A 22959-nucleotide genomic window follows, 5' to 3' on the forward strand; every position below is an offset into this window, starting at 1 on the left:
GTGGCGACGTGTACGCACTGCAAACGAAAGATTTAACGCTTGGATATGGAGAACAAACCGTTATCGATCAGCTGAACTTATTGATTCCTAAAGGAGAGATGAGCGTTCTCATTGGTGGAAATGGATGTGGCAAATCAACGCTATTACGAAGTCTAGCTCGACTTCTAAAGCCGCATTCTGGAGGAATTGTTCTTGATGGAGAGGCTATTTCGAATAAGCCAACAAAGGAAATCGCTCGGAAAATGGCTATCCTTCCACAGTCACCAGTCGCACCTGAAGGCCTCACAGTTCTGCAGCTCGTTAAGCAAGGACGGTATCCTTATCAAACGTGGTTTAGTCAATGGTCTGAAGCGGACGAAGATGCCGTTCAAAACGCGCTAAAAGCAACGCACATGGAAGAGTTTGCTGAGCGTAATGTTGATTCCCTTTCTGGAGGACAGCGGCAACGTGCCTGGATTGCGCTTACCCTTGCTCAGGATACGGATATTATTTTACTTGATGAACCAACAACGTACTTGGACCTCGCTCACCAAGTGGAAGTACTCGATTTACTTTTTGAATTGAATAAAGAAGATAACCGGACCATTCTAATGGTTCTTCACGACTTAAACCTCGCTTGTCGCTATGCCGACCATATTATTGCTGTGAAGGATAAGGGCATTTATGATCAAGGAAAACCAGAAGAGATCGTGAATGAAGAGCTTGTGAAGCATGTGTTTGGGCTTCAATGTGACATTATCGAGGATCCGCTATTCGGTACACCGCTTTGTGTACCACATGGCAAAGGGAGGAAGGTAAATGGTCGCTGAGCACCCGGTGTTTACGAGAGACGAGAAAGAAAGACTGAAACAGTTTCGCCTGACTGTGGGTGAAAGCAGTGCAAGTTTAGTGCAGCTACACGATGAGCATCACTTAAAAGGTCTTCTTGAAAAGCTCGTGGAGGATGGCCATTTTCCATCTATAATTGTGGCGGGATCACAGTTTATGAAAAGATATGGTTTTATGACGGTTTTGCCGATACTGTATGCTTTTACGATGTGGGATAAAGCGATTCTGGCTGGAACTGATGAGCTTTGCTATGAAGTTGATACAGATGCGGAGCTCTGGATGATGAAGCTTATGATTGATAACGACGTAGACGTCACCATTATTCAGAAAGATCGTGTTGAAATAAGAGCAGCACTTGCCAATAAACTGATTAACGAGAACCTTGCTCCATTTATTGAAGCAATGGTGAAAGCGACGAAATTATCAGCGGCGATTCTATGGGAGAATGTGTCCATTTACTTGTTCTGGCTCTATGAAACTCTGATCCCATCTGAAGGAAATGAGGAACAAGTGCGTCGAGCTAAAGAAGACTTTCATTTCCTTCTCAAGGAGTTTAACTGCACAAGTTTCACCTGCGGCGCAAACCCGTTCATGCCGTATTATTCAGAGAAAGTGAAGCGTGAAGAAGGAGAGATCCGCTTCCGCCGTACTTGCTGTTTGTACGATCAAGTATCGGAAGGTGGCGCGTGCTGTAAGACGTGTCCTAAAGCGCGCTAGGAGTGGTGACAGGCACCACCCGGTTTAGCTCGAATCCTGTCGAAATAGCTTGGCGTCCCCCGAACGGGGGTCGCCAAGCTATTTTTTCGGTTTTCTTTTGTAGGTGTAGCTTCTTATAAAGAGATAAAGACCGGTAATGATAATTCCGCCACCAATCCATTGCATCGTATGCAATGTTTCGCCAAGGATAAAATAGGCGAGAATACTAGCGCCGATCGGTTCAAATAGGATACTCATTGAAATGACATTCACGCTCACCCACTTCACAGCCCAATTTAATAGAGAATGACCGAGAAGCGTTGGGAATATCGCGAGCAGGATGAAATATCCCCAGTCTGGAGCTGGATAAGAAAAGAACGGGTAGCGTAATACAACGTTATAGATGATAAGCGTAAGAGCAGCGATCCCGTAAACGATAAAGGTGTATGGCATCAGATCCAGACGCTTTCGAATGTTCTGACCGAACAAGAGGTATCCAGTTACCATGGCACATGCCGTCAGGGCTAAAAGATCTCCCCACAGAGCCATTCCACTAATCTTGAAATCCCCCCAGCTGATCACAATAGAGCCGGTCACAGCGGTCACCCCTCCAGCAATAGCTAGAAGGGTGAGTTTTTCTTTGAAGAAAAGATACGTACCGATAAAGGCAAACAGCGGCTGTAATGTGACAAGAACAACAGAGCTTGCAACGGACGTGTAGTTGAGCGACTCAAACCAGAGAATAAAGTGAAAGGCGAGACTAACGCCTGCAAGACTTCCGAATCCCCAATCAGAAGCTTTAATATGACGAAAGGCGTTTCGATAGCTTCGTAGGATAATCGGTAGCATAATAAGAATGGCAAAAACGAGACGGTACATCGCAATAATTGAAGCTTGAGCAGTTGCTAGCTTGACGATGACGGCGGAAGTGGAGATAAATAGGATCGCGATCATAATGGCGATGTATGGCTTCGTATGTTGGTTTTTAAACAATGGGATTCAATCCTCCATTACGACTTAAACGAGTTCTGCTTCAGCCTCGGCTTTTTGATCATGCTGCACACAGCGGTTATACCCGCCGATGCGCTGTTCAATTTGCTCCCCTAGCTGAAAAAGCGCTTCTTCATGACCAACGCGGCTTACTAGCTGTACACCGATTGGAAGGCCTTCTTTACTAGTTCCGATTGGAATTGTAAGAGAAGGGAGCCCCCACACATTCGCATACGCAATGTAAGGCATATAGTTCAAGAAAGTTTTACGAATGGAGAAAAGTTCTTGATACAATTCTCCGTGAAGCGGTGCCGGTGAATGATAGACTGGCATAATTAAGATTCGGTCGTCCAAATAATCTTCTAAAATCTCATCTCCACGCTTTAGCGAAGCATGGATTTGTTTAATTTGTTTTTGGTTAGGCTTGAAAAGCTTCGTTCCAATAAGCGCCCACGATAAGTAGGGATGTACATCTGAACTACGGAAAAGCTTTTCCTTCATGTATTCACCGATTGGACTTGCTTTATCGTTTTCTAACATAAGCTTAGCCATATCGGCTCCCCCGTCGATCGACATCATTTGTTGCCACATGAGAGCGGCTTCTTCAAAAAATGGGGGGGTTGCCTGCTCTTCAGAAAGCTCGCCATCAAACGCATCCCTTATGGTTGTGATCAATTGAAACGTTTCACGATTAATCGGATAGCGATGGTGAGGAACTGGGTAGACGAGTTTAAAATCTGCAAGGTTACGTTCAGGTGGTTGTTCATGAGCGATAATCTGGTTAATCAATCTCGCATCTTGAACAGACTTGCTCATCGCACCAATTCCTAGCATGCGTTCTTGCTCTGGCTTATCAACAAAAGGAAAATTTCCTTCTTGAGATACCTGACGATTGCCGGATTTAAAGCCAATAATGCCATTAAAATGTGAAGGGAATCGAATCGAGCCGCCGATGTCAGCACCGAGACCAACTGCGGCACCGCCTGCAGCGATCAAAGCACCTTCCCCACCGCTGGATCCACCTGCTGTTCTTGAGGTGTCCCACGGGTTATTCGTTCTGCCGTAATGCTTATTATCCGTTTCCTGACAAAAACAAAGGGAAGGTGTATTCGTTTTTCCGAGTATGATGGCACCTTCTTCGCGAAGGCGACTGACAACTTCAGCATCTTTCTTCTCGCGAGATCCTGCACGATACCCGAGGCCACCTGTTGTCGTCATGTTCGCTACATGAAAGCACTCTTTTACACTAATTGGAACGCCAAACAGTCGCCCTTTAGCATCTCCTGTAGTGAGGGTATAATCTGCTTTTCTAGCTTCTTCTATAGCTTGATCAAAGCGATCTTCTACAAGGCAATTTAAGGCTGGGTTAATGGCATTCAGGTGATCAATATACGTTCTAACGGCATGGTACGATGAAATTTCTCTGTTGGAAATCTTCTTCGATAGGGACAAGGCATCCATTTCTAATAGTTTCATGCTATCCCTCCATATTTTACCGGCCTACCCTCCGGCATCAGTACATTACTGTATTCGTCTTGAACGTACAAAATCCTTTAAATCGAGACGTAACTCAATAGAAAAGGCATTTCATCTATGTCGAAATGCCTTTTCCCTTCAGCCTTACAACGCAACGGAAGATTCTGAAGGAAGAACACCATAAAACACGTTACGCTCATTTGTTTTCGGATGATAGTAAACGAGTAAAATGGTTTTCTGTATTTGCCCGTCTTCTGAGCTCGGTAACAGATCGATTACTGTATGCTTATACAGGTCTCGTTCTGATAGGTTTAACGCTTGATAGTCTTCTCCAAGCAAAGCTGGTTGTTCATTTACAAGCTTCAATAGGGCGTTTTCTTCTTCTTTCTCAAGGCGATCACGCCACCACACCGTACGAGGCTTCTTTTTGGACTTTGATAAGTAATCGATTTTCATAAGCGATGTGACACGCTCATGATGAGCTGGAGCATGCTTCTCAATAAAGTCAGCCAGGCGTCGGAATAAATCTTCTAGCTGATGCCCAATTCGTGACCAGCCTTTTCCTTCCCAATGGCTGCCGAAACCTTGGAAGAAATCAAATGGAGATTGGAAAACTTCTGTGACAAGATACTCAATTGTTGCGTCCATACGATGATCATTCCAGTATTTTTCTAGCACGTCTTCTACCTGCTTAATGCGAATAACGTCATCAAAGGAAAGAACGTTATTTCCAAGAATTTCATAAGGTGCATGATCCATGTAAAGATAGCCATGTTTCTCAGCGCTTAGACGGACACCTGTGCCGCGTAGCATTTTCAAAAAGCCAAGCTGCAGCTCTTCCGGACGGAAGGAGAAAACGTCGTTAAACGTTTTTCGGAAAGAAGCGTAGTCTTCTTCAGGAAGTCCAGCGATTAAATCAAGGTGCTGATCAATTTTGCCGCCGTCTTTCACCATTGTCACCGTTCGTGCCAACTTCTCGAAGTTTTGCTTTCGCATCACGAGTTCATTTGTTGCATCGTTGGTTGATTGAATACCGATCTCGAATCGGAAGAGTCCGGGCGGAGCTTCGCGATTGAGAAATTCTAGTACTTCAGGTCGCATAATATCAGCAGTGATCTCGAACTGAAACACACAGCCAGGGCGGTGTTCATCAATAAGGAATTGAAACATATCAATCGCGTAGTTTCGTCTAATGTTAAATGTTCGATCAACGAACTTAATCGTTTTTGCCCCATTATCCATTAAGAAACGCAGCTCTTCCTTCATTCGATCTACAGGAAAATACCTTACGCCAACTTCAATAGAGGATAAACAGAATTGACAGGAATAAGGACATCCCCGACTCGTTTCAACGTAAGTGACGCGGCGACCGAGATCAGCAAGGTCTTCTTCGAATCGAAAAGGCGATGGAATCTCACTTAAGCTTAGTTTTGGTGCTGGTGGATTAATATGATTACTTCCATCTTTTCTGTAAACAATCCCTTTTACGTTTTCAACTGATTCTCCTGTTTCAATTGATTGAAGCAGTTCTTTAAACGTCACTTCTCCTTCTCCCATAACAATATAATCAGCCTGAGGAATACGATCGAGCCACTCATACACATCATATGAGACTTCAGGACCGCCAAGTACGATCGTGAGCGATGGATTTACTTTCTTTAACATTTCAATGACAGGAATCGTCTCTTCAATGTTCCAGATATAGCAGCTAAATCCAATGACATCAGCTTTCATACTGTGGAGGTCACTTACAATATTCATAATCGGATCTTTAATCGTATATTCTGCCATTTGTACATCATAATCTGGGGCAGCAGAGGCTTTCAAATACCGTAATGCGAGACACGTATGGATGAACTTCGCATTTAACGTACTTACTACAATCTTCATTCTTTTCCAACTCCTGATCGTTAATTTCTCTATTATATCACCTTCATCACAAATAATTTAGATAGGTTATCGTGATCATTTGTCGGCATATTCGGAAAATATTTGTAATGAAAGCGTTTCCGTGAGAAAATAAGTGAAAAAATAAGGAGTGAGCTAATTGGAACTTGCTTCATTAACGCCTGAACACCCTTTTTCGGAACAAGACTTTGAATACACAGCATTACTGCCGAGTTATCGTGTCGATTTAAGGAATCCGAGGAATGAACAGCTCGATCGCTTTGTGAATGCAAATATGGTAAGCGACTGGTCGCAAATGTCTTGGAAACAGGTAGGAAGGCCGTTTGAAGTGAAGAAGCTCGCGAAAGAGCGTCTAGATTGGGAGTCTGAACATAAGCAGGATATGCCTGTGAAAACCTCGTGGGAGTTTTTTAATCGCTCATTTCACAATCTATTTATGCAAGATGTACCTGCCGAACAGCAGCGCTTGAAGTCTTCTCTAAAAGATAGCTTCAAAGGCTTTCATCTTCGTGATGTCAAGAATGGCCTGGGGGAGATGGTACGCTTATCTCTCTGGAATTATGTGCACCGCATCGAGGATGGGATTTGGGATCCGCGTGGAAAGCGAGCGCTTTTTGAAGGACTTGATGTAAAAAATCCTCGTATTCTCTTTCTTGGTGCTGCCGAAGGGTATGAAGCAATGCAGCTTCATGCGATGTATCCGGGTGGAGAAGTTGTCATGGTAGATTACGATGCCTTCTGTAAAACAGATCGTTTTGCTCATTTTCCGAATACGTATCCCTTTCTTGGAACAAATCCACAAACGGGCGGACCAAAAGTTTGGTACAAAGACCAAATGAACATTAGCTATCTTGTAAAAGACATTCGTGATCTCGATTTTCATAAAGAGTTTGATATTGTTCTAAGTGTAGGCTTGCTCGAACATGTGCCGGATGAACATAAACCAGCCATTTTAGAATGGCATCGCATTTTTGTAAAAGATGATGGATACGTCATTATGACAACACCTCGAAATCAGATGAAATCGCGTCTTTATTATCATGTGATGGCTGATATGATGAATCATACGTATCGCGAGCTAATGGATATCCGTCAAATGGGACTCTATGCGTATGAAAACGGCATGGATATTGTAAGGCACGGCTATATTAAAGTGCATAACGGCATTATTGCAAGAGCGCGCTGATTACTAGCGATTCTTGCTTAACTATGATAAAAGTGAGGTGAGACAACGAATAGGAGGGATAAAATGAGTGTTCATTCATTCACTGCAGAAACGCTTCAAGGGAAAGACATGCCGCTATCAGAATATAGCGGAAAGGTTCTTTTAATCGTCAACACAGCTAGTAAATGCGGGTTAACACCACAGTATGAAGGACTTCAGGGGCTGTATACGTCGCTTGAGGACAAGCCGTTTGAAATTCTAGGCTTTCCTTGTAACCAATTTGGAGAGCAAGAGCCTGGATCGAAGGATGATATTGAGGAATTTTGCTCCATTAATTATGGCGTGAGTTTCCCAATGTTTGCGAAAATCGATGTAAACGGTAGCGATGCTCATCCTCTTTATCGCTATTTAACGCACGAAGCGCCAGATGTTGAACACGGCGACATTCCCTGGAATTTTACGAAGTTCCTCGTAAATCAAGATGGTCATGTCGTGAAACGCTATGAGCCAAAGACAGAACCAGCCGCTATTAAGAAAGATATTGAGGAAATGCTCTAAAAAGGTTCGGAATTTGTCGAAACGGGGTATATCATTTCTGAGGTGATAAATCAAAATGAAATGGTGGATTCCGTTTTGCTATATGATTGGCACGTTTTCAGGAGCGATGCTCAGTGGATGGAGCATGGACCGTGAATGGGATGTGTTTCCTTCATTTGCGATGGCAATTACAGCATTTTTCTTAAGCACTTTATATATTGTCGTTCGCGACGTCGTTCCAAAAGTCTTTGATGAGACCCTACGCAATTAGTGCGCAGGGTTTTTTAATTACCTATTAACAGCTCATGTCGAATGGATGGAAAGGTGGTTTGGCTTCGTATAGAAATTCCGATCGACCATGCTCCCATCTCCACGCAGCATAAGCAGCAAGACACGCATCAAAAGAATGCGATGATTCGAGTGCTTTTTCTGGAATTCCTGTTACCCCATCTTGCTCGAGAAAGTACTTTAGCTGATAGCGATGTTCCATTTCTGATTTATAAGCGAGAATAGATTCGATATTGGGTGTTCGCAAACCGATCGCGGCTCCAGGATGCACTTCCACAATAGTAGCATGTGGTGAAAGCGTCCTCGAGAGTGAGATTCCTCTAAGCGTTAAATAAACCATTCGCGTCATCGTTGGCGTCATAATCGATCCGCTTCGCATCCCGATTTTAACGACCGCTTTTCTAAGTGCTCTGTCTGCAGGTCGATCGCCACCACCTGGTTGGTAAGAAAGTGGGGCATCGATTCCAATGATTGTGTTATGTGTGAGCTTTCCTTGCTGATAAATGTCCTCATCTGTTGCCCCTTCGATGAGCTGATGAAAGGAAAGCTCGGAATCATCTCCATGGAAGATCGCTATAGAGGTATCCTTTGTATTAGATGGTCCTGATAAATCAATTCCGATAAAGCGTTTCATAACATCTCTCCTTTCGCTTAATTAAACAATAAGTGGAAAATGGGTTCATGTAAACGAGTAGTGTACGTTATAATGGAGGAATAGAAACGGACTGATTCGTATGATAGATATCAAGCACAAAGTATTTAAATTTGTTGGTGGACGAATTCTTAAGACGGGACTGGCTGCATTTTTGACGGCGTGGATTTGTGATGCGCTCGGCCTTCCTGTTCTCTTTGCTGTGATTACGGCAATCGTAACGGTTGAACCCACCGCATCGGATTCCATTAAAAAGGGTATCGTGCGTTTTCCAGCCGCTGCAATCGGGGCTGGATTTGCAATGCTATTTGAATCCATGCTCCATCAATCACCCTTCACTTATGCGCTAGCCGCAACCTTCACACTTATTGCCTGTCATAAGCTTGGACTTGATGACGGTATGCTTGTTGCAACGCTAACAGCAGTTGCGATGATTCCCGATACATCAGGAGAGTATATGATATCTTTTGTAGGAAGATTGAGTACGACGCTCATTGGGATTGTTGTTTCAACAGCAGTAAACTACTTTGTTATGCCACCGAAATTCCATACTATGATCAATCAAGGTGTAAAGCGACTGTACCGCAACGCTGGTGATTTACTAGATCAAATTATCGCAGATCTTCCGCATGCCAAAAGACAAACACTCGTATATCAGCGCTTAAGTCGTGACCTTGAACGAACATACAAATTAATTGCCTATCAGCGGGAAGAGTGGAAATACCGCAGGCACAGCATTCATGAAGTTCGCACCTTTTCTGTTGTTCTTAAAAAACTGGAATACTTGCAGAAGATCCTTTACCATCTTGGAAATATGCTATTTACCGATACGAAAAATGGCATTGATCCCGAAGATCATAGCATCATTATTGAAGCCGGTCGTTCGATCTCCAAAGCTTTTCATAACCCTTCCACGCAGCTGACACAGGAGCATATCGATAGCATTGAAAAGCTCGATCAGCTATTTCATGATCTCGATGATTCAAGAGAAGAAGCGACAGACCCTCGCCATCATTTTACAGGAAAAATGATTGTGATATTTGAGTTGCTTTCCTTGAATGATGTGATTGATGATTTGTCGATTCTAGAAGAAAAAGAGAGTCGGTACATGAACAGAGGTAAAAAACGTGACGCTGATCTTTGAAGAAAAGTGGGACCGTACGATAGCTGACAAAGATCGTAAACGAATCCAGGACATTTATGACGAGAACCCGATCCAAGAAGGAGAGCTTCAGTTTGTTCCAATTCGAGTAGCTTTTAATCATCGTAATGAACTCCTGGCTTCTGTTTGTATTCTAAATGGTATGGGTGATTGGAAATTAGATGATCGCCTGCTCTCTTATTTTGAAGATAACAACTTAGTGGCAACAGAACGGTTTACCCATAAGTTAACCGTTCCATCTCATTCAGCTGTACCATGGACGTTTATTTTTCCGCCAGAGACGATGATTCGACAAGCTTCTCTCAAGAACTGGAGTATTTCCTGATTATTTTACAAGCGAAAACAAATTTTAGGCCACTTTTTACTATATTTCGTTTTCATTCGACGTTATTGATCTGAATCGGTAAAGTCGAATGCAAACGAAACGAGTAGAAATGTGGCTTTTTTTGTTTTATAACAGTTTTCCTTTTTGGAGGGTGTTCTAATAACCTGTACCAATTAAAGGAACAATATGATATAGTAAATTTGAAATTTTCTAACTATTAAAGGGGGAGAAGTTGCATGGGAAAGAAAAGAAGACTTAGTTTATTCGTTATTGTACTATCTATAGCGATGGTGCTTGGAGCTTGTGGAGGTTCTGATTCAGACGGAGAAGCAAACGGATCTCCTTCAGAGCTTAGTTTATTAACGGGAGGAACGGGAGGTACGTATTTCCCACTTGGCGGTGAACTCGCAAATATAATTCAAGATGGAACCGATATTGAAAGTGCCAATGCACAGTCATCAGGTGCTTCTGTTGAAAATATGCAAATTCTCCAGGATGGCGATGCAGATATCGCATTTACTCAAACAGATATTGCGGCATACGCAACAAACGGTGAGTTAATGTTTGAAGATGGAAAAGTGGACAACATCCAGGCGATTGGAACACTATATCCTGAAACGATTCAAATCGTAACCCTTCAGGAGAGCGGCATCGCTTCTGTGGATGATTTGAAAGGAAAGAAAGTTTCCGTTGGAGCACCAGGTAGTGGAACATATGCGAATGCGGAGCAAGTGCTAGCTGCTCATGATATTACGATGGAAGACATCGATGCTCAGCATCTTGCATTTGATGAGTCTACTGAAGGGATCCAGGATGGCACAATCGACGCTGCTTTTATTACTTCTGGTACACCGACTGGTGCAGTAGAAGGCTTGTCTGCAGTGAAGCCAGTGAACATTCTTCCAATCGAGCAGGATAAAATTGATAAGCTGATTGAAGAGCACCCGTATTATGCAGAAGATACGGTGAAAAGTGGAACGTACGGTCTTGAAAGTGATGTGAAAACTGTCGCAGTTCTTGCGATGCTTGTAGCTCGTTCAGACCTTGATGAAGATTATGTGTATCAAGTAACGAAAGCGATCTTTGATAACTCTGATAAAATTACGCACGCTAAAGGTGAGTTTATTACAGCTGATACAGCGCTAGAGGGTGTTGGGATTGACCTTCATCCTGGTGCTAAGAAATACTTTGATGAAAAAGGTGTCGAGTAAAGTAGCGAATCTACAAAAAAGGATGTGACGGACGCAGGTGAAAAGCCTGCGTCTTCTTACTATGAAACCTTCCGATTCAACGAAACAATTCATGTACCAAACGACAATTGCGGTTGCCCTTATTTTAGTCGTTTTTCTTTACCCATTTTTTCCTGTAGTGGCGCTCGAAAAAGGAGAGTCAGGCAAAGTTCTGGCATATGTTCCTTTTGAGGATGATCCGGCTAACTTCGACATTCGCTATACGCATTCTGTGCACAAAACACCTGTTCAGGAGTCTTATTATGTATCTGAATCTGGTGAGATTGTGCAATACGAACTCTCATACGAGAATTTTGCCATCGGAATGCCTTCAAATGCGGATGCAGGGGAACGATTTGTCCAGGATAAGGATGGATACAAAATTAAAGATATGAACAGGAGATTTCCGTTTATTGATATGAGAACGGGTCAGGTCGTCGCAAATCACGTGCTTCTTGTCCAAGATAAAGAGATTGAATTAAGTCGGATCATTGAGCCTGGTTCATGGCTTCACCTTGAATCAGAAACAATCAGTTTATGGCAGTGGATGAAAGGAGTGAACGTGCTTGAGTGAGAAAGATCAGCCTCCGAAAACGAAGCAAGACAAAGAGCAGATGACAGATGAACAAACGCAGGAATTAATGGCGAAATTCGATCCCGAAGCAGGTCATCGTAGGCTGACAGGTATAATCGGATGGATCTCACTTGCTGGTCTCGTAGGCTTCTCCGTTTTCCAATTATACACAGCTATTTTCGGCGTTTTTACAGCACAGCTTCAGCGATCCATTCATTTAGCGTTCGCGCTAGGACTAATTTTTCTATTATTTCCTGCTTCCAAAAAGAAGCTGCGTAATAAGACAAAAGGGAAGTTTCAAGTTGCCTGGTATGATGGTTTACTAGCCATTATTGGTGTTTACGTTGGGATGTATTGGCCTTTAAATTTCGATGAACTTGTGTATCGGATTGGACGCCTTACAACGCTTGATTTAATTGTAGGGCTTTTAGCTATCCTGCTTGTTCTTGAAGCAACGCGACGGGTGGTAGGGCTTCCGATTACCGTGATTACGTCTATTTTCTTGCTTTACTCTTATTTCGGACCTTATATGCCGGGATTTTTGCAGCATCGTGGATTGAGTATGGATCGCATTATTCGCTCGATGTACTACACGACAGAAGGAATTCTTGGAACGCCGCTTGGGGTGTCTTCCACATTTATTTTCCTTTTCCTCCTCTTCGGAGCTTTTCTCGTCAAAACAGGGGTTGGTCAGTACTTCAATGATCTTGCTCTCGTTATTGCAGGAAAACGGGTTGGAGGACCGGCAAAGGTAGCCATTTTCTCAAGTGCGCTTCAAGGAACCATTAGCGGAAGCTCAGTTGCGAATGTTGTGACCTCGGGTTCATTTACGATACCAATGATGAAGCGACTTGGGTATCGGAAGGAATTTGCTGGTGGAGTAGAGGCAGCAGCTTCTACAGGTGGTCAGCTTATGCCGCCAATTATGGGCGCAGCGGCGTTTCTAATGGTGGAATTTATCGGTGGTGGCATCACCTACTGGGAAATTGCCAAAGCGGCTGCGATTCCTGCGGTCCTATATTTTACGGGTATTTGGATCATGACTCACTTTGAAGCAAAGCGCATTGGATTAAGAGGTTTGACGGAAGATGAAATGCCAAACCGAAAAGCTGTACTTGCGCGGATCTATCTTCTTTTTCCGATCGTCGCTGTTATCTTCTTCTTAATGTCAGGCACGTCCGTTACGCGTGCAGCTCTTTATGCGATTTTGTCAGCGATTATCGTTGGAGCAATTAATAAGGAAACTCGTATGGGAATCGGCGATTTCATTGATGCCCTCGCGAATGGGGCAAGAACCGCACTTGGAGTGGCGGCTGCAACCGCTGCAGCGGGGATGATCGTAGGTGTAGTAACTCTAACAGGACTTGGGTTAAAGCTTGCGAATAGTCTTGTTTCGCTTTCGGGTGAAAATTTGTTACTCACCCTTTTCTTTACGATGATTGCCTCTCTTATTCTTGGAATGGGGTCTCCAACGACCGCAAACTATGTTATCACGTCAACAATTGCAGCTCCGGCATTGATTGTATTATCTGTCCCTGAGCTATCGGCGCATATGTTTGTGTTCTATTTCGGTATTGTCGCAGATATTACACCGCCGGTTGCGCTCGCTGCATTTGCGGCAGCAGGTGTATCGGGGGGTGAGCCGCTCCGGACAGGGGTTCAATCAGCTAAGCTCGCGATTGCGGCATTTATCATTCCATACATTTTTGTGCTCTCACCCGAGCTCATGATGATTGATACAACGTGGCAAAGTCTTCTTTGGGTACTTTTTACGTCATTAACGGGAATGATTAGCATCGGCGCAGGTATGATTGGTTATTGGTACCGTCGAACTGTTTTAGTTGAACGGATCGCTGCTGTAGCGGCAGGCGTAATGCTTATTTATCCAGAAGGTTCTACAGATCTCATTGGACTCGGGCTATTTATCACTCTGTTAGCTCTTCAGTTCTTGATCAAGCAGGACGGTGGAAAGAAAGAAGTTGCGAATGCATAAATCGAAAAGTCGCTCCTACTAAGAGGGCGACTTTTTCTATGTGAAAAACGCTAGGATCTGCTGATTCCCGGTAGAAGAAGAGTGTGATATGATGAAAGCGTCGTCATAAATAGAAATTCGTTTGATGAGAAAGGACTTCCCTTCTTTTTATCGAAGTGGAACCTGTTAGCTTATACTCTGAAGGAGGATCACAATGGATTATCGAATTGAACGAGACACAATTGGAGAAATCAAAGTACCAGCAGATAAAATGTGGGGTGCTCAAACTCAACGAAGCAAGCAGAACTTTAAGATCGGTAACGAACAAATGCCGCTTGAGGTTGTGAAGGCATTTGCGATTTTGAAGAAGAGCGCAGCACTTGCAAACCAGCGTCTTGGCAAGCTTGAAGATGAGAAAGCTGAAGCCATTGTGAAAGCAGCGGACGAAGTGATCAACGGCGATCATAATGAACATTTCCCACTTGTTGTGTGGCAGACAGGAAGCGGCACGCAGTCCAACATGAATATGAATGAAGTACTTGCATACCGTGCAAATGAACTTTTACAACAACAAGGAAGCGAAGCACGTGTTCATCCGAATGATGACGTGAATAAGTCCCAATCTTCCAATGATACATTTCCAACAGCACTGCACGTTGCGGCAGTTCTTTCTGTTGAGGATCATCTTTATCCAACCCTTATTGAATTAAAAGAAACGCTTTATCAAAAAATGAAGGATAATGAGCATATTATTAAAATCGGACGTACTCATCTTCAAGATGCTACGCCACTCACGCTTGGACAGGAAATTAGCGGCTGGCATCGCATGCTGGTAAAATGTGAAAACATGCTGCTTGAGAGCGTTAAGTATATGAAAGAGCTTGCGATCGGCGGTACGGCGGTTGGAACAGGATTGAACGCACATCCGAAGTTCGGTGATATGGCGGCCGAGGAAATTAGCAAAATGACGGACAAGACGTTCGCATCTGCTGAGAATAAATTCCATGCGCTTACAAGTCATGATGAAGTAGTGCATGTCCATGGCACGTTGAAAGCTCTAGCGGCAGATCTTATGAAAATCGCAAACGATGTGCGCTGGCTTGCAAGTGGACCGCGCTGTGGTATTGGTGAAATTACAATTCCAGCTAACGAGCCAGGAAGCTCGATCATGCCAGGGAAAGTGAACCCAACACAAAGTGAGGCGCTCACAATGGTAGCGTCGCAAGTGATGGGGAATGATGCGACAATTGGTTTTGCGGCAAGTCAGGGGAACTTTGAGCTGAATGTCTTCAAGCCGGTCATTATTTATAACTTCCTACAGTCTTCTCGCCTCCTTGCGGACGGCATGAAGTCGTTTAATGATAACTGTGCAGTTGGCATTGAGCCAAATGAAGAAGTGATCCAAGATTATTTGAAGAATTCACTTATGCTTGTGACAGCTTTGAACCCACATATCGGTTATGAGAACGCAGCGAAAATTGCGAAAAAAGCCCATGAAAATGGAACAACGCTACGTGAATCTGCCCTTGAGAGCGGTTTGCTCACAGCGGAGCAGTTCGATGATATCGTACGTCCTGAAGATATGATTGCACCAAAAGAATAATAGGAAAAAGCGGGATCTCTGGGATCCCGCTTTTTTGTACGGCGAAAGCAGCCCAAAACCTCCGGCTGTTTCACCTTTTAGAATGATACAAAAAGCGTCTCATTCTAAAGGCTTCCAACATCCTACGGTTTTAAACGGGCTGCTTTCGCTTTTCGTGTCTAGCTACAGTGGCCCAAAACCTCCGGCTGTTTCACCTTTTAGATTGAGACAAAAAGCGTCTCATTCTAAAAGCCTCCAACATCCTACGGATTTTAACGGGCTGCTTTCGCTTTTCGTGTCTAGCTACAGTGGCCCAAAACCTCCGGCTGTTTCAGCCTTTAGATTGAGACAAAAAGCGTCTCATTCTAAAGGCTTCCAACATCCTACGGTTTTAAGCGGGCCACTTTCGCTTTTCTTTCAGGAGTGGAAAGCGTTTACACTTTCCGAGGTAAGATGGCCATGATGCCTTTGTAGATCAAGACAAGTGCAAATAGCAGCGCTGCTAGAAAGCCAACAACTTCGAAGACCGGATTAAGACTCTCGAGGAATGAATCTGCCTCAGACAAACGAAGTAATGCAAACCCAGCAATCATAGCGGCTACGAAAAGCAATGTTCGATCCAACATATCAGCACTCCCTTTGAAAGAAATATTTTTAGTGCCCTACAAATATATGCAGTGTGAGACGAGCGAAGAACTATTTTATTTTGGGGTCTGCCCCCTCTCTGTCCCCCTTTACGTACATTTATCCTCTTCCAACGGACAAAGAGTAAAATTCTTTTCATTTTGTTGACGGAATGAAAGAGTGCGAGACGTCTATATAAGTGAAAGCAGCGAGGTGAGAGTAGTGAAGCAAAACCTTGTAGAATGGCAGACGGAAGAAGGATTTCGTGATGTGGTAAGCAACTATGCGAATGGACTTTATGCGGTCGCTTATAGTGTTCTTGGGGACTATCATCTTGCACAGGATGTTGCGCAGGAAGCGTTTATTAAGGCCTATTTGAAGCGAAACACGTTGGAAAGTCCTGAGAAGGTGGGGAGCTGGCTAACAAGTATCGCTCGAAATTTGAGTCTGGATATGAAGAGGAAACGAAAACGAATGGTTCAACTACTGGAGCATTCATTTCATGAGAAGACACTTGCAAATATGCTTGAAAAGAAAGAGACAGAGACAAGCGATTTGGTTTGGCATGCGCTGAATGAATTAAATGAAGATATTCGCACCCCTGTCGTTCTTTACTATATGGGTGGCTATTCGATGGGGGAAATTGCTTCGATGTTAGAACGCTCCACCTCTGCAATTGAAAGTTGTATTCGAAGAACTAGATCAAAAATGAAAAAGGAGCTGTTTGAAATGGTTGAAAAGAATATGAGCGAGCAAAACGTTGGGGAAGAATTTGAGCGAAAAGTGTTTAAGGAAATACGTCTCCGTAAGGCGCTTTTCGATCAAGTTGAATTAACGAACGCAAACTTCATGAATTCGAACTTAGCACAATCAATCTTTTCTGACGCTTATATGGTAGAAGCGACCTTTACAAATATGAATATGAGCGGTATTTCTTTCCGAGATATTGACCTTAGCGATCTTAAAATCGAAGATGCACAAATGGGAGGGGCTGTTTTTCGTAATATCGGATTACCCCCTGAAGATCACTTTGCGGCAGGAAGAAGAGAGGAGCACATGCCAATTCTTTTCGAAAACTGTGATCTGCATGGGAGTACGATAACAGATTGTAACTTAAAAAATGTGAAGATCGAGAAATCTGAGGTAGAAGGTATGACAATTGATGGGATTTCGGTGGAAGAGCTGTTGAAGGTTTATGAGGAGAAGAACGAAAAATAAAAGAGCCGTTGATCTCAACTGAGATCAACGGCTCTTTCTATATCAATCATTTATTCTTACTTCCACTCTTTCACTTTATCAGTGTCCGTTACAAATAAGAAAATCTTACCTTTGTCCATTTCTTCTTCATAGCGTTCAGATTCATCTTTGGAAAAGCCGATTTCTTGCATTTTGGTGCGCAGTTCGTCGCCTTTCTTACTAAAGACATTTTTCAAGCTGCTGAGACCCATTTCCTTTTTGCCGATTGTATTCGCATCAACGCTGTCTGCTACGCGCTCTGTGCGGTCATCGTCATGGGAAAGCACGTAAATATCATCGTTAGCTACACCGATGTTTTCTAGCTCTTCAATGTCGCTTTTTAATTTCTCATCATTTTGGTATTCGCGTACTACTGGTCTACTCACAATATTGCCTCCTTCAAAGATTGTTCTGCTTTTTTGATCTCACATGTACTATACACGCTCAGAAAAAGTTCTAAACGAGAAATTTGCACATCAATGTGCTGCGTGATTATAGCAATGTAAGGCATAATAAGTTCAAAAGGTAGTGTGATAGGGTATAGAAAGATTAGAACAATCCAAAACAGGAGGCGATCGAAATGAGTTCAGAACAATTAGGCGTAAAAGAAGGGAAGCTTGCTCCGTGTCCAGATAAACCAAATTGTGTGTCAAGTCAAAGTACGGATGAGAAGCATGGGATGAAGCCGATTCCATTCAATGGGACGGCAGAGGAAGCAATCGCAAAAATAAAAACTATCCTAATCAATCGAAAGCGAACAGAAATTGTCGAAGAGAGGAAAGACTACATAAGAGCGGAGGAGAAATCAAAGCTGTTTAAATTTGTCGATGATATTGAGTTTTACATTGATACAGCAAATGAGAGCATTCACTTTCGTTCTGCTTCACGGACTGGATATTCAGATATGGGAGTTAATAAGAAGCGAATGAATGAAGTTAAAGAAGAATTTCAGAAAGCATAAAACAACAGGTGCCTATGCGGCACCTGTTGTTGATTTATCAGAAGTCATTCGCTTCCTCATTTTCTTCTTCTAGCGTATCTTCATTCTCATCTTCTCGGTCATCTTCTTCTCGTTCTGAAGAAAGGAACCAGCCTCCTAGTGCAATCGCAACAAGAACGCCCCAGAATGTGATTTTCCATGCGGGTTCTTTCGGGAAATCCTCAGCAAGAATGCCGAGGTTTGGATGAGCGAGCGTATAAATCGCAAGCTTTACCCCTACCCATCCAACAATCACGAAAGCAGCGGTTTCTAAACCTGGCTTACGGTGCAAAAGCTTCACAAAGTAATTAGCAGCGAAACGCATAATGATTAGCCCGACAATTCCACCGGTTAGAATAACGAGAAATTGTCCACCATCCATACCGCCAATTTTTGGTAGCGTTGTATGAGGTAGCGTTAGAGCTAACGCTACAGCAGCTAGAATGGAGTCCACGGCAAATGCGATATCAGCAAGCTCCACTTTTAAAACCGTCGTCCAAAAACCAGGTCCCTCCTCGGACTTTTGATTTTCTTTGTCCTTCTCTTTTCGATCGCTGAGTAAAAATTTTTTCATGATGTGATTTAAACTGAGAAACAAAAGATAAATCGCTCCAATGGCTTGAACTTGCCAAATATCAACGAGAAAGGAAATGATGAAGAGAGAACCGAAGCGGAAAACAAATGCTCCTCCAAGGCCATAAAACAATGCTTTTTTACGTTTTTGTGGGTCAAGATGCTTCACCATTATGGCCATGACAAGGGCGTTATCTGCTGCCAGCACACCTTCAAGACCGATCAGAACAATGAGCACCCACCCGTATTCCAGTAAAAGACCAACATCCATGGTTATCTCTCCTTTACCTTCTCATTAGTATTCCCAGTTGGACAGTCCCATACTAGAAAATACATGCTTTAAAAGGTAGATCTATCCTATATACGATTTCACTCGGAAAATCCTTTGAAATCTTTTATCGTTTTGAAATGATGCCAAAATGGTATAAGGTAAAGAGTGGAGGTGGAAACATGCGTTTAGAAAATAAAAAAGTAATCAGTCTTGTTCATCATGAATTTGAAGATTTGGAGCTTACTTACCCGTACTATCGTTTAATTGAAGAAGGGGCAACGGTACATTACGTTGGTGAGAAAGCAGGAGAGAAGTATATTGGTAAATATGGTGTTCCCGTGGTTGCCGATTATGCTTATGAAGATATTAATCCTGCCGATTACGACGCGATCCTTGTTCCTGGTGGATGGGCGCCTGATAAGATTCGCCGTTTCCCTGAAGTGTTGAAAATGGTTCAGCATATGGAAGAAAATAAGAAGCCAATCGGCCAGATTTGTCATGCTGGTTGGGTATTAATTTCCGCAAAAGTACTAGAAGGAAAGAAAGTGACAAGTACGCCAGGCATTCGTGATGATATGGAAAATGCCGGTGCGACTTGGATTGATGAGCCCGTTGTTGTTGACGGACATCTTGTATCTGCGCGTCGCCCGCCAGATCTTCCACAGTACGGAAAAGCCTTTGCTGATATTTTAGCGAAATAATATAAAAAGCTCACTCCTCATAAAATAGGAGTGAGTTTTTTATATTATTCTGTTACGCGATCCAGTTTTCCAGTTGCAGGGTCAATCACAAGCCCGTGAACAGGAAGATCCTTTGGAAGAAGCGGATGATTCTCAATCATTGATACGCTACCGCGCACGCCATCTTGAACCGTTGTAAATCCTTGTAGCCATGAGTGAAGGTCAATCCCTACGTGCTTCATAGAAGAAACAACTTCTTTTGTTACACTGTCTTCCATTTTGTGTAGCAACGCATCAGGATCTACTTTGCCCATTCCACAGTCATGATGCCCAATAACCCAAACTTCTTCCGCCTGAAGTTCATATACGGCTACAAGAATACTGCGCATAATACTGCCAAATGGGTGACTCACGACAGCACCGGCATTTTTAACGATTTTCACATCACCGTTTTTTAGATTCATCGCACGTGGAAGAAGTTCTACAAGACGCGTGTCCATGCAAGAGAGGATCACGATCTTTTTATCGGGAAGACCTGTTGTTTCATAAGGGACATACTCTTTATTAGCGACAAATTCCTCATTAAATTTTAATACTTCATGAAGGGTATCCATAATATTATCTCCTTGTCCTTTTAATTTTTTTCATTTGGCATGCAGTTTGGTACACTAGTGATAAAGATCCTTCACTTAAAGGAGTTTATCGATATGAAAGATATACCAATTGATCAGCTGGTTCAACAAATGAATGCACGAATGAAACAGCTCACATACAATGTGGAAGAAAATGATGCCGATGTCGATGGCATTCGAGAAGAGCTGATTGCCATTAAAACTTACTGTGACATGCTGCTACAAGCATCGGGAAGTCATAGGTCTAAGCCTGCTGCCACCGCTGGAATTAAACCGATTCAGCAGCAAGCTGCCGCACCAGTTCAACAGTCGCTTTCATCAAAGCCGATGAAGGACGATGATGCGAACGAGGACTCGATTTTTGATTTTTAAGTGAAGCCGCCAAAGAGCGGCTTTTTTGTTTGGCGTTTTTATACGCCGAACGCATTCGGATAAATAACTTCTCCACTAACATCTTTTAGCGCGTCTTTCTTAAGTTCTTTTACCATGAACGCATCTCCTGCATTAAAGGGACCAGAAATGTTCTGCTCAGAAGCAGGGGTGAAGCCGAATCGCGGATAATAGTCCTGGTGGCCAAGCACGAGTACGTGACGATATCCAAGCGAAGTAGCTCTCATCATGCCATCTTTGATCAACATGCCCCCAACTCCTTCTCCCTGGAATTCGGGAACGACTGCGACAGGAGCAAGGGCTAGGGACGTGAGATTTCCTTTTTCTGTTGAGATGGTGATTTCACTAAAAAGGATGTAACCAACCGGATTCCGTCGATTATGTAGCGCGACAAGCGAAAGCTCAGGAACAAAGTGCGCAGACTCCCGAATCCTACTGACTAGCTTAATCTCATCTTCTCCACCAAATGCTTTTTGTAAAATGGTTGAGATGTCCTCATGATCTTGTAACTTTTCTTCACGAACTTCAATCATGTTTCCATCTCCTTTTCTCTATCTTATTTTTTCAAAAATGAAAATAAAAAGCAACAATATTGCCGTACATATCTTCTTACCACTATTTCCCGGGGAACCAATTCAAATTCAAACAAATTTACGCTAGCGAAAAAAAGCCCTCGAACGAATCGAGGGCTTTCGTGTGCTTATTGGAAAAATGGATATTGACGGCGTTCTTGTTGAACGGAAATCCATTTAACAGTTGTAAATTTATCGAGTGCCCATTCACCACCGAAACGGCCAAGACCTGACTCTTTTTCACCACCGAATGCCATATGTGCTTCATCGTTCACCGGCTGGTCGTTAATGTGGACCATGCCCGTTTCGATTTGCTGAGCAACCTGAACACCGCGGTTTAAGTCGCGAGAGTGAACTGAGCCACTAAGGCCGTATGGAGAGCCATTTGCAATTTCGATCGCTTCGTCTACTGTGCTAAATTTAATGATTGGCGCAACAGCACCGAAAATTTCATCTTTTGCGATCGGCATGTCATTCGTTACGTTTGTTAGAATAACCGGATGCATCACGTTACCTTCTACTTCGCCACCAAGAATCTTCTCAGCGCCCTGTTCAAGAGAAGCGTTTAGTGACTCTTGAATGCGTTCAACTGCGTCGTTGTTGATGAGTGGGCCAACAGCTGTTTTCGCGTCAGAAGGGTCGCCTACTTGAAGAGAAGCTACTTTTTCTTTGAAGGCTTCAACAAATTTGTCGTGAATGCTTTCATGCACGATAATGCGGTTGATCGCCATACAAATTTGACCCTGGTGCAAGAATTTACCGAACGCCGCTGATTCAGCTGCCTGATCGATATCCGCATCATCAAGAACGATAAACACGTTGTTACCGCCGAGCTCTAGCGCCGTTTCTTTAATGTTCTTACCTGCAAGTTCACCGATATGTTGACCAACTTCAGTTGAACCTGTGAAGGAAATCAACTTCGGAATCGGGTGTGTGACGAACGCATCGCCGATTTCAGAACCTCGTCCAGCTACGACGTTTAGTACGCCTTTCGGAAGTCCTGCTTCTTCAAATAGTTCAGCAATTAAGAACCCAGCAGTTACTGGCGTTTCAGATGCTGGTTTTAGAACAACCGTGTTACCTGTTGCGATCGCTGGTGCAACAGAACGCATAGAAAGGTGAAGCGGGAAGTTCCACGGTCCGATGACACCGATGACGCCTTTTGCGCTTTTATATATGCGGTTTTCTTTACCTGGTGTATCAGAAGGTGCGATTTGTCCCTTCATACGGTATGGGAACGATGCAGACTCTTTTACAACGCGAGTAGCTGCTGCCCATTCAACATTTGCTTTGATTTTTGTACTGCCAGATTCTTTCACTAGCCAGTCAACGATTTCTTCTTTTCGTTCTGTCATGAGCGCCGCTACTTTATCAAGAATTTGCTGGCGCTTGCCTGGTGTTGTTTGTGCCCATGATTTTTGTGCTTCTTTTGCCGTTTTATAAGCTTTATCTAGATCTTCTTCAGATGCTGAATTTAATGTAAAAATTTCCTCGCCTGAAAATGGATTATAATTTGTTACAGTTTTGTCACTAGAACCCTTAACCCATTCACCGTTAATATATTGCTTTGTATATGTGTTAGCCATGAGTCATCCTCCTTTAGTGTACGTTAGAAAAG

25 protein-coding genes are annotated in these 22959 nt (G+C 43.2%); 15 read left to right on the forward strand and 10 right to left on the reverse strand.

The features are described from left to right. The first annotated feature begins 8 nt into the window (after positions 1-8). Positions 9-809 carry an ABC transporter ATP-binding protein gene (locus ACIFPW_RS15360; RefSeq protein ID WP_226615848.1) on the forward strand — a complete coding sequence of 267 codons (801 nt, stop codon included), beginning with the start codon at positions 9-11 and terminating at the stop codon, positions 807-809. Further along, positions 799-1545 carry an IucA/IucC family C-terminal-domain containing protein gene (locus tag ACIFPW_RS15365; RefSeq protein ID WP_430245552.1) on the forward strand — a complete coding sequence of 249 codons (747 nt, stop codon included), beginning with the start codon at positions 799-801 and terminating at the stop codon, positions 1543-1545. The genes ACIFPW_RS15360 and ACIFPW_RS15365 overlap by 11 nt, the downstream gene beginning before the upstream one ends. 78 nt (positions 1546-1623) lie before the next feature. On the opposite strand, the gene ACIFPW_RS15370 is transcribed toward ACIFPW_RS15365, so the two are convergent. The 3 genes from ACIFPW_RS15370 to ACIFPW_RS15380 form a co-directional block, all read right to left on the reverse strand. Continuing rightward, positions 1624-2517 carry a DMT family transporter gene (locus ACIFPW_RS15370; protein ID WP_430245554.1) on the reverse strand — a complete coding sequence of 298 codons (894 nt, stop codon included), beginning with the start codon at positions 2515-2517 and terminating at the stop codon, positions 1624-1626. A gap of 24 nt (positions 2518-2541) precedes the next feature. Then, positions 2542-3990 (reverse strand): amidase, encoded by a 1449-nt coding sequence (locus ACIFPW_RS15375; RefSeq protein WP_430245556.1) that lies wholly within the window; start codon positions 3988-3990, stop codon positions 2542-2544. A 144-nt stretch (positions 3991-4134) separates the two neighbouring features. After that, positions 4135-5880, reverse strand: coding sequence for a B12-binding domain-containing radical SAM protein (locus ACIFPW_RS15380; RefSeq protein WP_283153277.1), 1746 nt, complete (start codon positions 5878-5880; stop codon positions 4135-4137). 157 nt (positions 5881-6037) lie between these two features. Between ACIFPW_RS15380 and ACIFPW_RS15385 the strand changes: the two genes are divergently transcribed. The 3 genes from ACIFPW_RS15385 to ACIFPW_RS15395 all read left to right on the forward strand — a co-directional run bounded on the left by ACIFPW_RS15385 (position 6038) and on the right by ACIFPW_RS15395 (position 7871). Further along, the gene (locus ACIFPW_RS15385; protein ID WP_430245558.1) at positions 6038-7084 is read left to right on the forward strand and encodes a class I SAM-dependent methyltransferase; all 1047 of its coding nucleotides are present in this window, start codon (positions 6038-6040) and stop codon (positions 7082-7084) included. A gap of 63 nt (positions 7085-7147) precedes the next feature. Beyond that, positions 7148-7621 (forward strand): glutathione peroxidase, encoded by a 474-nt coding sequence (locus ACIFPW_RS15390; RefSeq protein ID WP_430245560.1) that lies wholly within the window; start codon positions 7148-7150, stop codon positions 7619-7621. A 55-nt stretch (positions 7622-7676) separates the two neighbouring features. Then, a complete protein-coding gene (locus ACIFPW_RS15395; protein ID WP_194218264.1) occupies positions 7677-7871 on the forward strand; it encodes a hypothetical protein in 195 nt (64 codons plus the stop codon). 24 nt (positions 7872-7895) lie between these two features. Here the strand turns inward: ACIFPW_RS15395 and ACIFPW_RS15400 are convergent, their stop codons facing one another. After that, the gene (locus ACIFPW_RS15400) at positions 7896-8522 is read right to left on the reverse strand and encodes a DUF429 domain-containing protein (RefSeq protein ID WP_430245561.1); all 627 of its coding nucleotides are present in this window, start codon (positions 8520-8522) and stop codon (positions 7896-7898) included. A 100-nt stretch (positions 8523-8622) separates the two neighbouring features. On the opposite strand from ACIFPW_RS15400, the gene ACIFPW_RS15405 reads away from it, so the two are divergent. From ACIFPW_RS15405 to fumC, 6 genes are all read left to right on the forward strand, one after another. Continuing rightward, positions 8623-9684, forward strand: coding sequence for an FUSC family protein (locus ACIFPW_RS15405; protein WP_430245563.1), 1062 nt, complete (start codon positions 8623-8625; stop codon positions 9682-9684). Continuing rightward, a complete protein-coding gene (locus tag ACIFPW_RS15410) occupies positions 9668-10027 on the forward strand; it encodes an SLAP domain-containing protein (RefSeq protein WP_430245565.1) in 360 nt (119 codons plus the stop codon). Before ACIFPW_RS15405 ends, ACIFPW_RS15410 begins: the two co-directional genes overlap by 17 nt. A 236-nt stretch (positions 10028-10263) precedes the next feature. Next, entirely contained in the window at positions 10264-11238 is a 975-nt protein-coding gene (locus tag ACIFPW_RS15415) for a TAXI family TRAP transporter solute-binding subunit (RefSeq protein WP_194218268.1), read from the forward strand. 37 nt (positions 11239-11275) lie between these two features. Further along, a complete protein-coding gene (locus ACIFPW_RS15420) occupies positions 11276-11830 on the forward strand; it encodes a DUF1850 domain-containing protein (RefSeq protein WP_430245568.1) in 555 nt (184 codons plus the stop codon). A 40-nt stretch (positions 11831-11870) separates the two neighbouring features. Then, positions 11871-13823, forward strand: coding sequence for a TRAP transporter permease (locus ACIFPW_RS15425; RefSeq protein WP_430245619.1), 1953 nt, complete (start codon positions 11871-11873; stop codon positions 13821-13823). A 193-nt stretch (positions 13824-14016) separates the two neighbouring features. Further along, complete coding sequence (gene fumC / locus ACIFPW_RS15430) at positions 14017-15405, forward strand: class II fumarate hydratase (RefSeq protein ID WP_430245570.1); 1389 nt, start codon at positions 14017-14019, stop codon at positions 15403-15405. A 413-nt stretch (positions 15406-15818) separates the two neighbouring features. Here the strand turns inward: fumC and ACIFPW_RS15435 are convergent, their stop codons facing one another. Continuing rightward, positions 15819-16010, reverse strand: a complete 192-nt coding sequence (locus tag ACIFPW_RS15435) for a hypothetical protein (protein WP_098445502.1) — start codon at positions 16008-16010, stop codon at positions 15819-15821. 220 nt (positions 16011-16230) lie between these two features. Here ACIFPW_RS15435 and ACIFPW_RS15440 point away from each other — a divergent pair, with 220 nt between their 5' ends. Continuing rightward, on the forward strand, positions 16231-17226 hold the full coding sequence (locus ACIFPW_RS15440; protein ID WP_430245572.1) for a sigma-70 family RNA polymerase sigma factor: 996 nt from the start codon (positions 16231-16233) through the stop codon (positions 17224-17226). 56 nt (positions 17227-17282) lie between these two features. Here ACIFPW_RS15440 and ACIFPW_RS15445 read toward each other — a convergent pair whose 3' ends face one another. Then, the gene (locus ACIFPW_RS15445; RefSeq protein ID WP_194218273.1) at positions 17283-17630 is read right to left on the reverse strand and encodes a general stress protein; all 348 of its coding nucleotides are present in this window, start codon (positions 17628-17630) and stop codon (positions 17283-17285) included. A 194-nt stretch (positions 17631-17824) separates the two neighbouring features. Here ACIFPW_RS15445 and ACIFPW_RS15450 point away from each other — a divergent pair, with 194 nt between their 5' ends. Next, the gene (locus ACIFPW_RS15450) at positions 17825-18205 is read left to right on the forward strand and encodes a DUF1499 domain-containing protein (protein ID WP_430245574.1); all 381 of its coding nucleotides are present in this window, start codon (positions 17825-17827) and stop codon (positions 18203-18205) included. A gap of 37 nt (positions 18206-18242) precedes the next feature. On the opposite strand, the gene ACIFPW_RS15455 is transcribed toward ACIFPW_RS15450, so the two are convergent. Further along, positions 18243-19067 (reverse strand): TerC family protein, encoded by an 825-nt coding sequence (locus tag ACIFPW_RS15455; RefSeq protein WP_430245576.1) that lies wholly within the window; start codon positions 19065-19067, stop codon positions 18243-18245. 179 nt (positions 19068-19246) lie between these two features. Here ACIFPW_RS15455 and ACIFPW_RS15460 point away from each other — a divergent pair, with 179 nt between their 5' ends. Further along, positions 19247-19768 (forward strand): type 1 glutamine amidotransferase domain-containing protein, encoded by a 522-nt coding sequence (locus ACIFPW_RS15460; RefSeq protein WP_194218276.1) that lies wholly within the window; start codon positions 19247-19249, stop codon positions 19766-19768. A gap of 44 nt (positions 19769-19812) precedes the next feature. On the opposite strand, the gene ACIFPW_RS15465 is transcribed toward ACIFPW_RS15460, so the two are convergent. Continuing rightward, positions 19813-20361 carry a beta-class carbonic anhydrase gene (locus tag ACIFPW_RS15465; protein ID WP_194218277.1) on the reverse strand — a complete coding sequence of 183 codons (549 nt, stop codon included), beginning with the start codon at positions 20359-20361 and terminating at the stop codon, positions 19813-19815. Between the two features lie 93 nt (positions 20362-20454). Here ACIFPW_RS15465 and ACIFPW_RS15470 point away from each other — a divergent pair, with 93 nt between their 5' ends. Further along, positions 20455-20751 carry a DUF5327 family protein gene (locus tag ACIFPW_RS15470; RefSeq protein WP_430245579.1) on the forward strand — a complete coding sequence of 99 codons (297 nt, stop codon included), beginning with the start codon at positions 20455-20457 and terminating at the stop codon, positions 20749-20751. Positions 20752-20789: 38 nt separating this feature from the next. Here ACIFPW_RS15470 and ACIFPW_RS15475 read toward each other — a convergent pair whose 3' ends face one another. Together ACIFPW_RS15475 and ACIFPW_RS15480 are read right to left on the reverse strand one after the other, a co-directional pair. After that, complete coding sequence (locus tag ACIFPW_RS15475) at positions 20790-21302, reverse strand: GNAT family N-acetyltransferase (RefSeq protein ID WP_430245581.1); 513 nt, start codon at positions 21300-21302, stop codon at positions 20790-20792. A gap of 167 nt (positions 21303-21469) precedes the next feature. After that, complete coding sequence (locus ACIFPW_RS15480) at positions 21470-22927, reverse strand: aldehyde dehydrogenase family protein (protein ID WP_430245582.1); 1458 nt, start codon at positions 22925-22927, stop codon at positions 21470-21472. Between the last annotated feature and the right edge of the window lie 32 nt (positions 22928-22959).

Origin of the sequence: Pseudalkalibacillus sp. NRS-1564 (assembly GCF_050467905.1) — a bacterium.
GTDB classification, from domain to species: domain Bacteria; phylum Bacillota; class Bacilli; order Bacillales; family Guptibacillaceae; genus Guptibacillus; species Guptibacillus hwajinpoensis_B.